Below are 16,160 nucleotides of genomic sequence, written 5' to 3'. Positions count from 1 at the left end.
CTTTTTTTATTATATAAAAATAAAGGACCCAAAAATTAGGTCCTTTTACATAAAATACGATTTATTTAGCAAATGTGAATAGATCGTAGTTATCATCGATCCATTTCTTTAAGTCGTTATTAAAGCGATAGAATTCATAATTAAATGCAGTAACATCAATATCAAATGCATACTCGATTCTTTCATCATATGTGAATTCTTCATCTGCTAATAATGCTTCTAATACATCTTGTCTAACTGGTGAATAACCAATCCAAGAAGTGTTTTCTAACATCACATCGTATGTTGACATGAAGTTGATAAACTCGTAAGCCCAATCAACATTTCTAGCATTTGATGGAATCACAAATCCATCAATAAATACGTTTGTGTTTTCTGGAATCGCAAATGAATACCCTTCAGTTTCTTGTAATAAGTAAACAGCATCTCCTGAATAAACCATTGCGATATCATAAGGCATGCTTCCACCAGATGCTTCATCTAAGATTTCATCTGATTTTAATACAGTATTAGCGCCTTTTGCAGCAATTAACCAGTCTTTAGCTCTTACAACATCTTGTTCTGTTGCATCTGCCATTTTAACTACTGGATTTAATGAATATAATGCAGTCATGAATGCATCTCTTGGAGAATCATAAATCATCTTAGTAATTGATTGATTTTGGAACATGCTCCAACCAGCTGTTTCAACTTCTTCTTTAGTGAATTTTTCATTCTTATATAAGAATCCAAATGTTCCCCAATAGTAAGGCATTGAATACTTTAAGAAGTCAAATCCTTCTTCATCCATTTGTTCTAAAATATTTTTTAAACTTGTTGAGAATAACGCTTGATCAAATTCAATTTTTGACCAATCTAATTCTTGAATTAAACCTTCTGCTGCAAATTCTTCAATTGCATAATCTGAAGGGATGATTAAATCGTATTTATTGATTCTTGCTTGTGTTAAAGCAATTTCATTTGAATCGAAAGTTCTAATATCAACTTTGATACCAGTTTCCTTTTCAAATGCTTCTACAATCCCATCAGCGATATACTCGTTTGGTAAGTAGATAACTAATTTATTTCCTCCACATGCTGTTAAAACAAGTGTAGATAAAACTAATAACATTGCTACTAATATTTTTTTCATTAATCTTCTTCTCCTGTCTTCTCTCTTCTTGATTTTATTAAATCATAAACAATTTTAATGCCAATAACCGCAATGATAATCGTTGATAACGCATTGACACTTGGCTCAATACCTTTCTTTAGACCATATAGGTACATAGAAATGTTTTGAACGCCACCTGATGATAATTGTGAAACAATGAAATCATCAAATGACATGGTGAACGCTATCGCAGCCCCAGCAATAATTGAACCTCGTAGTTGTGGGATGATAACTTTCGTTAGTGTCTTTAATGGGTTAGCTCCTAAATCAGCTGAAGCTTCAATGATATTAGGATCTAATGATCTAACTTTCGGATAAATAGTTACAAATGCATAAGGTGTACAGATTGTCACGTGTGCAAGTACCATCGTTCCTAAATTTGGTTCTACATTAATCGCAATTAAGAATAGTAAGAACGCCACGGCCGTTAAGATGTCTGGGCTTAAAATAGGAATGTTATTCGCATTTAAGACAATTTCTCTAAAGACCTTCTTTTGTTTACTTACCGCAATTGCTGCAAGTGTTGCAAGAATAGTTGAAACGACCATTGCTGTAAATGAAACAATTACTGTATTTCTTAATGCTTTTGATAATTCTCTATTCACAAAGATTTCACGATACCATTTGAATGTGAAACCTTGAAAAACAGTTTGGCTTTGTAACTGATTGAACGAGAATACAACCATCACAATTAATGGCACATAAACGAATGCTAAGATTAATCCAATAAATACATATTGCCAGATAGGTACTTTTTTATTCATTAGAAAGCACCTCCTCATATCTATCCATTGACTTAAGAATTGCAACAATAATAAGCATGGCAACCGCAAGAATAATTGAGTATGCTGCCATTTCACCAAAACGTGAACCAGTTTGTCTTTCAATTAAGTTACCAATTAATGGGCGTTGTCCATTCCCCATGATTTCTGATACAACCAGTGTGGTTGTTGCTGGTAATAAGACAACTAAACAACTTGAAATGACACTTGATAAGGTTAATGGGAAGACAACTCTAACTAATGTTTGGAACTTATTTGCTCCTAAGTCAGCCGCTCCTTCTAATAAATTTTTATCAATTTTGGTCATTTGTGTATAAATTGGTAAGAACATGTAAGGCATATATAGGAAGATTGTCCCAATAATAATTGAATAATCATGTCCTAAGAAAATAGTTAACTGACTATATTCTGCATTTCCACCAACCACAAACGATGCTGCGATTAAAAATACGTTTTTAAGTGAATGCATCAAAATTAATGAGTTAATCCACATCGTTGAAGTGAATAATAACACCAAGATTGTTTGTGTTCTTTTTGGTAATTTGGAAATAAAGTAAGCTAATGGGTAACAAATAAGTAAACATATGAATGTTGAACGGATTGCTAACCAAATTGATTCAAACATAATACCAACATAATCTCTGGTACTAAAAAATTTAATAAAGTTGTTTAATGTAAATTGAATATTAAAGATTGATGAATTGTTACTTGTAAATGCATAAAGTAACATAATAAATAAAGGTAAGATAACAAGTATCGCTAATACTAAGTAATATGGAATACCTAAAAATGAGTTAAAAGAAATTTTTTTCTTTTTCACATTTTGTGTTTTTAAAGTGTTGTCCATTACCAAACCTCCATCACGTGGATGTCTTCTGGCCACCAATCTAAGTCCACTTCCATACCTTCAGGTTTGAAGTCTGTTGTATGAACTGTATAGATTCTTTCTTCAGTTTTTACATCAATTTCAAAATGAACACCCTTAAATACAACTGAATCGACAACACCAGAAATTTTTCCAGTTCCTCGTTCAACAATATCTAAATCTTCAGGACGAATAACGATATCAACTTCTTGATTAACGTCAAATCCTTTATCAACACATTCAAAATCTTTTCCATCAAAATGAACCAAGAAGTCTTGTTTCATAATACCTGGAATAATATTTGATTCACCAATAAAGGTTGCAACAAACTTATTGATTGGTTCATTGTAAATATCAATTGGTGTACCAACTTGTTGAATTTCACCTTTATTCATAACAACAATCTTATCTGACATTGTTAATGCTTCTTCTTGATCATGTGTAACAAAGATGAATGTAATTCCAGCATTTCTTTGAATTTCTTTTAATTCATATTGCATTTCTTGACGTAATTTTAAGTCAAGCGCTGCAAGTGGTTCATCCAGTAGTAACACTTTAGGTTCATTAATTAAGGCACGTGCAATTGCAACACGTTGTTGTTGTCCACCTGAAAGTTTTAAGACACTTCTATCTTCATATCCTTCAAGGTTAACCATTTTTAAATATTTAGATACTTTTTCTTTAATGACTTCTTCAAAGTCACGTTTAGAAACAAATGATTTTCTAATGGCTTGAATCTTATCTGTATATTCTTTAATTAATGTAACTTTGTTCTTGTTAGTTTTTAATTTTTCTTTTAATTCTTTTCTTAATGCTTTGATTTCTTCTTTTTTAGCTTCGTTTCTATCTTTTACACGTAAACCAAAAGCAACGTTTTCAAACACGTTTAAATGTGGGAATAAAGCATAACGTTGGAAGACTGTGTTGGTTGGACGTTTATATGCTGGTAATTGTAGAATATCTACGCCATCAAATAACACTTCTCCGCCGGTTGGTTCAATAAAACCACCAATAATTCTTAGGGTTGTTGTCTTACCACAACCAGATGGTCCTAGAAAGGTAACGAACTCATTACTCTTAATTTCTAAGTCGATTCCTCTTAATACTACTTGACCATTATATTCTTTTGTAACGTCTTTTAACTCAATTAATGCAGCCATATACGATCCTTTCTACGCTATGTTTACTCACAGTAAAATAACTTTTCTAATATTGTCTAAAAGTTTAGTTAACGTAAACAGAGTGTTAAACTATAATAAACCAAACTGCATATATTATATATAATTATTTACAGATGTCAATAAATTAACAAAAAAAATTTCAATGAAAAAGGTCCCATGTTTAGGGACCTTATTTTTTAGCAACCATCTGGCATATAATCAGTTTGAATTCTTACTGTTCCATCACTTAATGTATCAACATGTCTAATGTCTAAATCCTCAAGATTTAACCACTTTAACTGTTCTTCTTTTAAAGTGACTCTCATGCGATCACAGATGATGTATTTTTCTGGTTTATTTGTTTCTAAATATTGTTTTACATTCATAATTATTTCCTCCTTTATGAATATATACCAACGTTTTGATAGATCGTATTAACCTGCTTGAAATAATAATCAAGTGTAAAGCAGTTATCAATTTCTTCTAGATTAACCAAACGCATTATTTCTTTATCTTGTTTTAATACGATATCAAAATCACTTTCTATACTTAAAGCATAAAAACTTAAACTTTGTACTTTATCATATGCCGCTTCACGTGATAAACCTTTATTAATTAAAAGATGTAAAACGCGTTGCGCATAAATAACTTTATGATTTAAGTTAATATTCTTAAGCATCTTCTCATCATTAACTTGTAATTCATTTAATACTTTGTTGTATCTTGTTAACATATAGTCGATTAATGAAGTTGCATCTGGCATAATAATACGCTCGGCTGATGAATGTGAAATATCACGTTCATGCCATAAGGCAATATTTTCCATTGCAGTTAAGCTATAACCTCTTACAACTCTTGCAATCCCTGCCATATTTTCTGAGGCAATTGGATTACGTTTGTGTGGCATTGCCGAAGAACCTTTTTGTGTTTTGGAAAACCCTTCTTGAACTTCTAAGACTTCAGTTCTTGATAAGTGTCTTACTTCAACACCAATTTTTTCAATTGTGCTAGCAATTAACGCAAGCACTTGTAAATAAAAAGCATGACGATCACGTTGTAATGTTTGAGTTGAAATGTTTGCTTCATAAATACCTAAATCTTTACATACAAAATGTTGGATTTCTGGTGGAATGTTCGCAAAATTTCCAACTGCGCCTGAAATCTTGCCAATTTCAATTTGTTTTCTCGCTAACTTGAATCGTTCTAGGTTTCGATTCATTTCATCGTAATATAGGGCAAATTTTAAGCCAAACGATGTGATGTCTGCATGCATGCCATGTGTGCGTCCCATGATTGGAGTATTTTTATATTTTAATGCTAATGATTTTAATGTTTCCATGAAAGTTAATAAACCTTGTTCAATAATTTCATTAGCTTCTTTAAATAAAACACCGTATGCAGTATCAACCACATCTGTTGAAGTCAATCCATAATGGAACCATTTCTTTTCTTCACCCAGTGATAAAGAAACTGCTCTTGTAAATGCGACGATGTCATGTTTTGTTTCTTGTTCTAAGCGTTCTACATCTGATAGTTTAAACGAAGCTTTCATTAACTTTTCTAAATCTTCTTTAGGAATTAAACCCAATTCATGAAAAGCTTTTGAACTTGCTAATTCAACTTTCAAATATGTATCAAACTTATTTTGGTCACTCCAAATGTTTTTAAAAATGTCTCGTTGATATCTTGCAATCACGTTCCTCACCCTACTTTAATTATATCAAATTTAATATTTCACCCTTTTATCTTACCCTAAATCACATATTTATGTATAAAAAAACCAAACTTTTTAAGTTTGGCATTTTATTTATTCTTTAATTAATGAACTTGAGTGTTCTGAGTTATTTCTTTCTGGGTATAAGTTATTAGCGATTGCTTGAATTGCGATTGCCGCTTCACCTTGTCCAACAGAAATTAATTTCACCTTACCCATGTAGTTTACACCATTACCTGCAGCATAAATACCTGGTTGAGAAGTTTGCATTCTAGAATCAACATTGATTAAGCCTTTATCGCCTTCAATATTCCACTCAGCTAATTTAGACTTAGATAAGACAAATCCATAGTTAACAACGATATAATCTACATCTAATTCACTTAACTCTTTAGTTTCAGCATTTTTTAACACTAATTTTTTAGCGATTTTTTCTTCACCAATAACACCTTCAACTAATTGTGGTGTTAAAATTGTACCTTTTTCTTTAAACTCTTCTACCGTTGATGGTAAAGCTCTAAATTCATTACGACGGTGAACAAGGGTTACATTTCCACCATTATCAGCAATAGATACAGCCCAGTCTAAAGCACTGTCCCCACCACCTAATACAGCAACTTTTTTATCTTTAAAGATTGTTAAATCCTTAACAAAGTATAAAACATTGTCATATTCTTTATCTAATTTTAATTTTTGTGGAACGAATCCGCCACCACCATGTGCAATTAAGATATTTTTAGTTAATAACGTTTGTTTATTGGTAATAACTTCAAAATGATCTTCTTTTCTATTGATTTCTAAAGCTTCATTATCATAATAGAAAGGAATTTCATCTTTAAATCTATCTAATTGTTTAACTTGTTCTTTAATATAGTCTAAAGCTGTAATTTTTGGGAAACCTGGAATATCATAAATAAATTTATCTTTATATACAGCAGTTAGTTGTCCCCCAGCTTCACCAGCAGATTCAATCACTGCAGCATTTAATTTTCTTAGTCCAGCTAAAAAAGCTGCATAAAGTCCTGTTGGCCCAGCTCCGATGATTAATACTTCTAACATAAATACACCTCTTTATCTAAGATACAAGTATAACAAATTATTACTAATTAAAGTAATCTTGTGCTTTTTTTATATGAAATATGGCATTTTTAAGATAAAAAAAGAAACTTCTTCTAATTTGAAGTTTCAATCTTTTTAAGTAAATCCTCGGGTAATGCACGATAAACCGCGTAAGCAACAATGATTTTTAAGAAATCCCATAAGTAATATGGAATAAAAGCAATTAATGCATCTGTAAACTTCATACCTATTGTCATCATTAAAACCGGAAGTCCTATCATATATAAGACAACAAATCCAAAGATAATAATCACAATTAAATCATAAAGCATTACTTTAGTTTTTGATTTAAAAATTGAAATTAAAAGTGATGAAACTAATAAGCCAATTAAAAACCCTCCAGTAGGACTAACAAATGCTTGAAATCCACCGCCTGATGAAAAGACTGGAATGCCTATTAAGCCAATCACCAAATAGGTAAACACAATTAAAAATGTATCTAATGGTTTAAAAATTAAGGCAATTAAAATTACCATAAACGTTTGTAAAGTAAACACAATTGGATAAACCGGTATTTGAATTAAACTCATGACAGCCATTAATGCTGTAAACATCGCTAATAAAACGATTCTTCTAATTTTCATGTTTTTATCCAAAGTAGTTTTCGAGTAAGTTATTCACGATAATGCTTAATACTTTTCGAACATCTACTTGTTTTTTGGTCTCCTTTAAGATTGAGGTTGCTTTAAAGTCTCTAAAAAGTATTTGATTAACGTTAACCCCTACCCCAATTATAATGTATTCAAATCGTTCTTCGTTGTTTTTTGTCTCAATTAAAATACCACATAATTTCTTTTCATTAGTATAAAAGTCATTAGGTTCTTTAAAATAAGCATCTAATCCTAACTTGCCAAATGAGGCAAATAAAGAACTTTTTACCCATTCTTTAATATGCGTAATTTGATCAAAAGGAACATCTTTTAAGAGTAAAGAAAACAACAAATTCTTTCCTTTACTTGATACCCATTTACGATCAAACTGACCACGACCACTCGTTTGAAAATCTGTTCTCACTAAGGTAAAACTCGGTAAGGATTCATAGTTTTCTTTTAAATAGTCGTTCGTGGAAGTTAATTTAGCAAATTCTACTAATTTGATTTTCATAATGTTTAACCAATAGCAAAACTTATCTCTGCTTCACAAACTAACTTATCTTCAACATATGCTTTACCAGCCCCAAAGACAAATGGTCCTCTAATCTTTGTAATCACAGTTTCTACTTTTAACGTGTCTCCTGGTAACACTTGTTTTCTCCATTTAACATTATTAGCACCTGTAAAAAATCCAATTTTACCTTTAAACTCAGGAATTGAAAGTAAGGCAATTGCTCCGACTTGCGCCATAGTTTCTAAGATTAAAACGCCAGGCATTACAGGATATTCTGGGAAATGCCCTTTAAAATAATACTCATCTTTATTGACGTATTTAATACCAACACATTTTTCGCTATCCACTAGTTCAATAACTTCATCAACCATTAAAAAGGGATCACGATGCGGTAAGATTTGTTTAATTTGTTCACGATTGAGTAACGCCATTTTATTCGCCTACTTTCTTAAAGATAACGACTGCATTTTGACCACCAAATCCAATATTGATGTTCATTGCATAATCTAAATTTCTTTTTACACTTTGATTTGGTGTATAGTTTAAATCACATTCAGGATCCGGTGTCTCATAGTGAATCGTTGGCGGAATTAAACTTGTTGCAAGTGCTTTTAAACATACAATTGATTCAACAGCTCCTGTTGCACCTAACATATGTCCTGTTGCACCCTTCGTACTTGAAATATTTAGTTTTTTTGCATGGTCTTTAAATGCATTCTTGATACCTAAAGTTTCAATCTTATCATTTAATAGCGTTGATGTTCCATGCGCATTAATATAGCCAATATCAGATGGATGAATTTTCGCATCAAGAATAGCTAGTTCAATCGCCTTTGTAATTCCTTTTGCTTCATCATCTGGTGCAGTCATGTGAAATGCATCTGATGTTGAACCATATCCAACAATCTCTCCGTAAATTTTAGCACCACGCTTAATTGCATGCTCATAATCTTCTAAAATTAATACACCTGCGCCTTCCCCCATCACAAAACCACTGCGGTTTAAATCAAATGGACGACTTGCTTTATCCTTATTAGGTTCTGTTGATAATGCACGAATCGCACTAAAACCACCAATACCAACTTCATTAATTGCAGCCTCAGCTCCACCAGCAAAGGCTAAATCTAAGTAACCATCTCTAATGTATCTAAATGCCTCACCAATGCCATTTGTTGCTGCACTACATGCAGTGACAACAGGTATATTTGGACCCTTCACACCAAAACGAATCGATATCATACCACCAACCATATTCACAATTGAGTTTGGGATAAAGAATGGTGAAATACGGTCAATGCCTTTCGTTGCAGTTGTCGTAATATCTTGTTCTAATGTACCTAATCCACCAATACCACTGGTAACAAAGATACCAAAGCGATATGGATCATAATCATCACTTTTAAGTTTTGCATGATCATATGCCTGTTGTGCTGCAGCTGTTCCTAACAACATCACTCGGTCAGATCTTCTGATATCTCTTTTATCAAAGTATGTTTCAAGATCTAAATTCTTAAGTTCACCAGCTAATTTTACTTTCACATTTTTCGTATCAAAGTGGGTAATTGTATCAATTCCGTTTACACCATTGATTAAATTATTAAATGTGTCTTCTACATTGTTACCTACTGGCGTTAATGCACCTAACCCAGTAATAACGACTCTTCTTTTCATAATAGCTCCTTTAAATAGTTAGCCCACCATCAACATCAATAACAACTCCTGTTACATATGAAGCATCTGGTGATGCTAAAAATGCCACCACATTAGCGATATCTTCTGGTCTTCCATAAGATCCCATCGCAATATGTTTTAACATTTCATTTCTTATTTCTTCTGGTAATTTAGCAGTCATTGCCGTTTCAATAAATCCTGGGGCAACTGCATTCACTGTAACTTTTCTACTTGCAAATTCTTTAGCAAGTGTTTTTGTGATTCCAATCACACCAGCTTTTGCTGCACCATAATTGACTTGACCTACATTACCGTATTCACCAATGACTGAAGCAATATTAATAATTCTTCCATAATCAGACTTTAATAATACTCTTGCTGAATGTTTACAAATATTAAATACACCTTTTAAATTTGTATTAATAACTCGATCAAACTGATTTTCAGTCATCCTTAAAATTAGTCCATCATCGGTAATCCCTGCGTTATTAACAACAATATTTAATCCACCTAATACTTTGATCGTATCTTCAATCAACTTTTGACTTGATTCAAAACTAGAAACATCCGCATGTAAAGCAACTGCTTTTACGCCATAAGTTTTTCTAATTTCTTCAGCAACTCTTTCAGCTTCTTCTGGTCCAACAAAATAATTAATAACAACATTTGCACCCATTGATGCTAATTTAGTAGCGATCGCTTTACCAATCCCAGTGGATGAACCTGTAACTAAGGCAACTTTATCTTTTAAAATCATCATAAGACTCCTTTTATTTTTTCAATATCTTCTACTTTGGATACATTGAATGTGATTAAATCTGGATTAATTTTTTTCACAAGAGAAGTTAAAACTGATCCTGGACCTATTTCTAAAAAATGTGTATATCCATCTATAACCATCTGTTCAATCGTTTGTTTAAAATAAACCGGTGAATAGATTTGTTTTTCTATTTCATCTAATACTTCTTCATCTTTCAATCGATTGGCATCTGTATTTTTATAAAGAGGTGTTTGAATTGGGTTTCTCTTAAAGTCATTTCCAAAGACTCTTAATTTAATTCCACTTTCCTTCATATAAGGTGAATGGAATGCACCACTTACATTAAGAAGCAATGCTCTTTTTGCTCCCTTTTCTTTTAACACTTCAATTGCTGTTAAAACAGCCTTTTCACTACCTGATATAACTGTTTGATGACTTGAATTAAAGTTTGCTGCAACAACGATCTCAGTTTCGTTTGAAATTACCTTACAAACTTCATCAACTAACGTATCTTCAAGTCCTAAAATTGCTGCCATTTTTCCTTGTGTTGTTTTAGAAACTTCACTCATAAGTTGCGCTCTATAGTCAATTAACTTCATAATGGATGGTATGTCATAAATACCTGATGCATAAAGTGCTGCATACTCCCCTAATGAAAATCCAGTAAAGCCATCGGGTTTTAATCCCATTTTTTTTAAATATTCATAAATTAAAATTTCAACACCAATCATTAAAGGCTGCGTGTATCTTGTATCATTAATTTTTTCTTCATCACTTAATAAATGAATAAAATCGAAGTCTAAATATTTACTGATTTCTTCTGCCAAAGTTTTAAGCGTAGAATTTAAATTAATAAAGTCTAAACCCATATCTTTTACTTGAGCACCTTGACCTGCAAATAAGACTGCTAATTTCATAAAACTTCTAATCTTTCTTTATAGTTATTTACATCATCAAATAAGTCAGAAAGGATATCTTTTACTGGTCTAACTGCTTTAACTAAACCTGCAATTTGTCCTGCCATAAATGAACCCGTATCTTTATCACCATCAAATACTGCACGACGAAGTGATCCTAAAGTTAATTTTTCTAATTCTTCTAAAGGAACACCCTCTTTTGTCATTCTTAAGTATTCTTGGCTCATTTTATTTTTTAATACACGAACCGGTGCACCAGTTCCACGTCCTGTAACAACCGTTTCAGTATCACGCGCATCTACAACTTTATGTTTATAATTCTCATGAATTGGTGCTTCTTCACTTGCAAGAAAAACTGTACCAATTTGAACACCTTTAGCTCCTAATGCAAACGCCGCTAATACACCACGTTTATCAGCAATACCACCAGCTGCAATAACAGGAATGTTTACCGCATCAGACACTTGAGGAACAAGTGCCATTGTTGTTAATTCACCAATATGACCGCCTGCCTCAGTTCCTTCAACAACAACCGCATCTGCACCAGCGCGTTCCATACGAATTGCTAAGGCAACACTTGGGACAACAGGCACTACGATAATTCCAGCTTTTTTCCATTTTTCCATGTATGGACCAGGATTACCTGCACCAGTTGTCACAATTTTTACACCCTCTTCTACAACTACATCCGAAATTGCTTCAGCATGAGGGCTCATTAACATCACGTTTACACCAAAAGGTTTATCTGTTAATGCTTTGGTCTTTCTAATTTCTTCTCTTACCCAGTTTGCATCACAGCCACCAGCACCAATTAAGCCTAATCCTCCTGCGTTTGAAACTGCTGATGCTAACTGATGCGTTGCAATGTTAGCCATACCGCCTTGAATCACAGGATACTTTGTTTTAAATAATTCAGATATGTTTTTCATATATTCTCCTTATAGGTTGAGGATTGCGGCTCCCCATGTAAATCCACCGCCAAATCCTACGAGTAATACTTTTTTATTTTCTTTATTTTTTTCTTTGTATTCATCAATTAAGATTGGAATACTTGCTGATGAAGTATTTCCATACTCATCAATGTTAACCAAGAATTTATCCATCGGTAAATTCATTGATTTACTTACACTTTGAATAATTCTTAAATTGGCCTGGTGCGGAATAATTAAATCAATTTCTTCTAATCTTAAATTTGCTCTATTTAAAACTTCTATAATTGCCTTAGGCATAATGTCTGTGGCAAATTTATAAACTTCTTTACCATCCATCTTTACGATTGGATTAATCCATAAAATACCTTCATCATCACCTTTTGACGCATTATAGAAGAAAACTTCATCTGTTTTATTTTGACTCTTTTCTACAATCATTGCCCCTGCCCCATCTCCAAAGAGTATGCAAGTGCCACGATCGGTAAAGTCAATAATTGAACTCATATGTTCACTGCCAATGATGAGTGCTTTTTTATGATAACTACTATTTAATAAACTACTTGCCACTTCAAGTGCATATACAAAACCTGAACAGGCTGCATTCATATCAAAAGTCATCACATTTTTTTGATTTAAGCCTAATCTTGCTTGAACAAGATTGGCAACAGATGGTGTTCTTACTTGATTGGTAATTGTTGCAACGATAATTAAATCTATTTCATTAACATCAACGTGCCCTTTTTTAATTGCATCAATTGCTGCATTGTATGCTAAGTCAACGACGTTTTCATTTTCATTTACAAAGTGTCTTCTTTTAATTCCAGTTCTAGTTACAATCCATTCATCTGAAGTATCAATTGTTTTCTCAAAATCAGCGTTGGATACCACACGACTTGGAACGTACTTCCCAGTTGATATGACTTTAATTTTCATGTGATATTTCCTCTTTGTATACACCCATCACCCTAAACTTTAAAATACGTTTTTGAATTAATGTTTCACTATCTAATTTGATGAGTTCTTTTAATTTTTTGCTTAAACTTTTCCTTAAATTTTTAAAACCAACCGAATTTTCTATATGAAGTCCTTCACCTTCAGGAATGATTTCATCAATAATTTTCAATTCTTTTAAATCTTCTGCAGTCATTTTCATTAAAGCTGCAGCTTCTTTTGCTTTTGTACTGTCTTTAAATAAAATTGATGCAAAACCTTCTGGAGATAAAATTGAATATATTGCATTTTCAAACATCATAATATAGTCTCCAACACCAATTGCTAGTGCTCCTCCAGAACCACCTTCTCCTAAGATCACCACTAAAATTGGTGTCTTTAGAACAGATAGTTCTTTTAATAATACTGCAATCATTTGCGCTTGACCACGTTCCTCAGCACCAATTCCTGGATATGCTCCAGGTGTATCAATAATTGTGATAATTGGACGTTTGAATTTTTCGGCTTGCTTCATTAACCTTAAGGCTTTTCTATACCCTTCTGGATGTGGCATGCCAAAGTTGTGCTTAATTTTTTCTTCGGTTGTTGTTCCTTTTTCTTCTGCAATAATCGTCACAGGAATACCATCTAGTGTTGCTAACCCACCAATCATTGCTTGATCATCTAAAAAGGCTCTATCCCCATGTAATTCAATAAAATCAGGAAACAAATGTTTGATTAATTCTACTGAAGTTGGTCGATTTTGATTACGAGCAGTTTTTACTCTATTCCATACATTATCTACATGATTCATCGCTTGACCTCGTACTGATGTAGTTTTAATAATTTAACTAAAGTTTCTTTCATGTTTTTCCTTAAAACAACCATATCAACTTGACCTTTTTCAAGTTGAAATTGATCTGTTTGAAATCCAGCTGGTAAATCTTGCCCAATGGTTTGTTTAATCACTCTAGCACCAGCAAATCCAATCACACTAGAGCGCTCAGCAATCATAATGTCACCTAAACTTGCAAAACTAGCTGCAACACCACCAGTTGTTGGATTAGTTAAAACAGATATATATAAAATTTTCTTTTGTTCTAATAAATTTAACGCTGCTGATGTTTTAGCCATTTGCATTAACGATAAGATACTTTCTTGCATACGTGCACCACCAGATGCACTAAAGATGATTAAAGGTAAATTGTTATGCGCACTGTATTCAATCAGTCTAGTTACTTTTTCTCCTACTGCACTCCCCATAGAACCCATCATAAAGTATGAGTCTAAGACACCAATTGCAACCTTTATTCCATCTAGTGTTGCAGTACCCGATAAAAAAGCTTCATTCATCTTACTCATTCTTTTGCCTTTATTTAACTTATCTTCATATTCAGGCATCCCTAAAGGATTTAATGAAGTTACCTCTTTATCTAGTTCTACAAATGAGTTTTCATCTACTGTAAAAAGGATACGCTTATGCGCATCGATTTTTAAGTGATATCCGCAGAATGGACAAACATCTAGATTTTGCATTAAATCTTTATTATAAATTGCAGAGTTGCATTGCTCACATTGTGTAAATACACCATCTGGTATATCAATTGGTTTAAATTCAACTTGTTTACGATTGATAAGTTCTTGAAACTTATTTAATCTTTCTCTTCGTTCATCCAAGAAGTTCTTCATTGTATTCACCTTGGATTAACCCATTAAACTTAGCGATAAACCCAGTATCGTAAGCCCCTTTAATAAACTCTGGTGTATGCATAATTGCATACTGATATTCAATATTTGTTGTAATACCTTCAATAACTAATTGTTCAAGTGCAACCCTCATTTTTCTAATTGCTTCTTTTCGTGTAGGGGCAAAAACAATTAGTTTACCTAACATCGAATCGTAAAAAGGAGGCACTTCATAATCCGGATAAATATGCGAATCAAATCTCACATTAAAACCACCCGGGAATAAAATCTTTTTGATTTTACCTGGCGTTGGAATAAAGTTATTTAACGGATTTTCAGCATTAATACGACATTCAATTGAATGTCCTAAAATTTGTAAATCTTTTTGTTTAAATGATAATTCTTTACCGTAAGCTACTTTAATTTGTTCTTTCACAAGATCAATACCAGTAATCATTTCTGTTACTGGATGTTCAACTTGAATTCTTGTGTTCATTTCCATGAAATAATAATTTTTTCTTGAGTCGACTAAAAATTCAATGGTACCAGCACCAACATAACCAACATGTTTGGCAAGTTTTACTGCAGATTCTCCCATTTTTTTTCTTAAACTATCATCTAGCATTGAACTTGGTGCTTCTTCAATCATCTTTTGGTTACGTCTTTGCATTGAACAATCACGTTCAAATAGATGAACAACATTGCCATGCTTATCAGCCATGATTTGAATTTCAACATGTCTTGGATTTTCTACAAATTTTTCGATATAGACTGATTTATCACCAAATGATGATTCTGCTTCCATTGATGTCATTTCAAATGCTTTTAAGAACTCAGTGTCACTATTTGCTATTGCAATTCCGCGTCCACCACCACCAGCACTTGCTTTAATCATCACTGGATATCCAATTTTTCTTGCTATTTTTAAGCCATCTTCTTGATCTAAAATAATTCCATCTGAACCTTCAACAACAGGCACACCACATTGTTTAGCAATCATTTTAGCAGTTGCTTTATCTCCTAATCGGCTAACAACGTTCGCACTCGGTCCAATAAATGTAATTCCAGTAGCTTCTACCATTTCAATAAACTTAGGATTTTCAGATAAAAATCCATATCCTGGATGAATCGCGTTACATCCGGTTGCTATTGCAGCTGATAATACAGATTGCATATTCAAATAACTGTCCTTAGAACGAGGCGTTCCAATACAAACAGCTTCATCTGCCAACTTAACATGTAAACTACTTTCATCTGCAGTAGAGTATACTGAAACAACAGGAATGCCTAACTCTTTACAAGTTCGAATGACGCGAACGGCAATTTCACCCCTGTTAGCTACTAATATTTTATTGATCCCCATA

Annotated in this window: 18 protein-coding genes; all 18 read right to left on the bottom strand. The window is 32.7% G+C overall.

Annotated features, from left to right (window positions below; translation table 11 throughout):
- Positions 1 to 61 precede the first annotated feature (61 nt).
- The 18 genes from EXC59_RS00910 to accC all read right to left on the bottom strand — a co-directional run bounded on the left by EXC59_RS00910 (position 62) and on the right by accC (position 16,159).
- Positions 62 to 1,132: an extracellular solute-binding protein gene (locus EXC59_RS00910; protein WP_035369043.1), complete on the bottom strand. Its 1,071-nt coding sequence runs from the start codon at positions 1,130 to 1,132 to the stop codon at positions 62 to 64.
- On the bottom strand, positions 1,132 to 1,917 hold the full coding sequence (locus EXC59_RS00905; protein WP_035369042.1) for an ABC transporter permease: 786 nt from the start codon (positions 1,915 to 1,917) through the stop codon (positions 1,132 to 1,134). Before EXC59_RS00905 ends, EXC59_RS00910 begins: the two co-directional genes overlap by 1 nt.
- Complete coding sequence (locus EXC59_RS00900) at positions 1,910 to 2,782, bottom strand: ABC transporter permease (protein ID WP_035369040.1); 873 nt, start codon at positions 2,780 to 2,782, stop codon at positions 1,910 to 1,912. The genes EXC59_RS00905 and EXC59_RS00900 overlap by 8 nt, the downstream gene beginning before the upstream one ends.
- On the bottom strand, positions 2,782 to 3,960 hold the full coding sequence (locus EXC59_RS00895; RefSeq protein WP_035369039.1) for an ABC transporter ATP-binding protein: 1,179 nt from the start codon (positions 3,958 to 3,960) through the stop codon (positions 2,782 to 2,784). The genes EXC59_RS00900 and EXC59_RS00895 overlap by 1 nt, the downstream gene beginning before the upstream one ends.
- A gap of 197 nt (positions 3,961 to 4,157) precedes the next feature.
- Positions 4,158 to 4,346, bottom strand: a complete 189-nt coding sequence (locus EXC59_RS00890) for a hypothetical protein (RefSeq protein WP_035369038.1) — start codon at positions 4,344 to 4,346, stop codon at positions 4,158 to 4,160.
- Positions 4,347 to 4,360: 14 nt separating this feature from the next.
- On the bottom strand, positions 4,361 to 5,656 hold the full coding sequence (purB, locus tag EXC59_RS00885) for an adenylosuccinate lyase (protein ID WP_035369036.1): 1,296 nt from the start codon (positions 5,654 to 5,656) through the stop codon (positions 4,361 to 4,363).
- A gap of 111 nt (positions 5,657 to 5,767) precedes the next feature.
- Positions 5,768 to 6,733: an NAD(P)/FAD-dependent oxidoreductase gene (locus EXC59_RS00880; RefSeq protein WP_035369034.1), complete on the bottom strand. Its 966-nt coding sequence runs from the start codon at positions 6,731 to 6,733 to the stop codon at positions 5,768 to 5,770.
- A 113-nt stretch (positions 6,734 to 6,846) separates the two neighbouring features.
- A complete protein-coding gene (locus tag EXC59_RS00875) occupies positions 6,847 to 7,377 on the bottom strand; it encodes a biotin transporter BioY (protein ID WP_035369033.1) in 531 nt (176 codons plus the stop codon).
- 4 nt (positions 7,378 to 7,381) lie between these two features.
- Positions 7,382 to 7,897 (bottom strand): biotin--[acetyl-CoA-carboxylase] ligase, encoded by a 516-nt coding sequence (locus EXC59_RS00870; RefSeq protein WP_051658999.1) that lies wholly within the window; start codon positions 7,895 to 7,897, stop codon positions 7,382 to 7,384.
- A gap of 5 nt (positions 7,898 to 7,902) precedes the next feature.
- Complete coding sequence (gene fabZ / locus EXC59_RS00865; protein ID WP_035369032.1) at positions 7,903 to 8,331, bottom strand: 3-hydroxyacyl-ACP dehydratase FabZ; 429 nt, start codon at positions 8,329 to 8,331, stop codon at positions 7,903 to 7,905.
- A 1-nt stretch (position 8,332) separates the two neighbouring features.
- A complete protein-coding gene (gene fabF / locus EXC59_RS00860; protein ID WP_197723477.1) occupies positions 8,333 to 9,571 on the bottom strand; it encodes a beta-ketoacyl-ACP synthase II in 1,239 nt (412 codons plus the stop codon).
- Between the two features lie 10 nt (positions 9,572 to 9,581).
- On the bottom strand, positions 9,582 to 10,331 hold the full coding sequence (fabG, locus tag EXC59_RS00855; RefSeq protein WP_035369029.1) for a 3-oxoacyl-[acyl-carrier-protein] reductase: 750 nt from the start codon (positions 10,329 to 10,331) through the stop codon (positions 9,582 to 9,584).
- Positions 10,328 to 11,248, bottom strand: coding sequence for an ACP S-malonyltransferase (locus EXC59_RS00850; RefSeq protein WP_162163982.1), 921 nt, complete (start codon positions 11,246 to 11,248; stop codon positions 10,328 to 10,330). Before EXC59_RS00850 ends, fabG begins: the two co-directional genes overlap by 4 nt.
- Positions 11,245 to 12,177 carry an enoyl-[acyl-carrier-protein] reductase FabK gene (gene fabK / locus EXC59_RS00845; RefSeq protein ID WP_162163981.1) on the bottom strand — a complete coding sequence of 311 codons (933 nt, stop codon included), beginning with the start codon at positions 12,175 to 12,177 and terminating at the stop codon, positions 11,245 to 11,247. The genes EXC59_RS00850 and fabK overlap by 4 nt, the downstream gene beginning before the upstream one ends.
- 9 nt (positions 12,178 to 12,186) lie before the next feature.
- Positions 12,187 to 13,113 carry a beta-ketoacyl-ACP synthase III gene (locus EXC59_RS00840; protein WP_035369026.1) on the bottom strand — a complete coding sequence of 309 codons (927 nt, stop codon included), beginning with the start codon at positions 13,111 to 13,113 and terminating at the stop codon, positions 12,187 to 12,189.
- Positions 13,103 to 13,924, bottom strand: coding sequence for an acetyl-CoA carboxylase carboxyltransferase subunit alpha (locus tag EXC59_RS00835; protein WP_035369024.1), 822 nt, complete (start codon positions 13,922 to 13,924; stop codon positions 13,103 to 13,105). Before EXC59_RS00835 ends, EXC59_RS00840 begins: the two co-directional genes overlap by 11 nt.
- Complete coding sequence (accD, locus tag EXC59_RS00830; protein ID WP_162163980.1) at positions 13,921 to 14,799, bottom strand: acetyl-CoA carboxylase, carboxyltransferase subunit beta; 879 nt, start codon at positions 14,797 to 14,799, stop codon at positions 13,921 to 13,923. Before accD ends, EXC59_RS00835 begins: the two co-directional genes overlap by 4 nt.
- Positions 14,780 to 16,159: an acetyl-CoA carboxylase biotin carboxylase subunit gene (gene accC, locus EXC59_RS00825; protein ID WP_162163979.1), complete on the bottom strand. Its 1,380-nt coding sequence runs from the start codon at positions 16,157 to 16,159 to the stop codon at positions 14,780 to 14,782. The genes accD and accC overlap by 20 nt, the downstream gene beginning before the upstream one ends.
- Between the last annotated feature and the right edge of the window lies 1 nt (position 16,160).

It is taken from the genome of Acholeplasma hippikon (assembly GCF_900660755.1).
Classification (GTDB): Bacteria; Bacillota_I; Bacilli_A; order Acholeplasmatales; family Acholeplasmataceae; genus Acholeplasma; species Acholeplasma hippikon.
The sequence above is the reverse complement of the archived record's forward strand: the minus strand, read 5'-3'. Positions and strand labels throughout refer to the sequence as shown.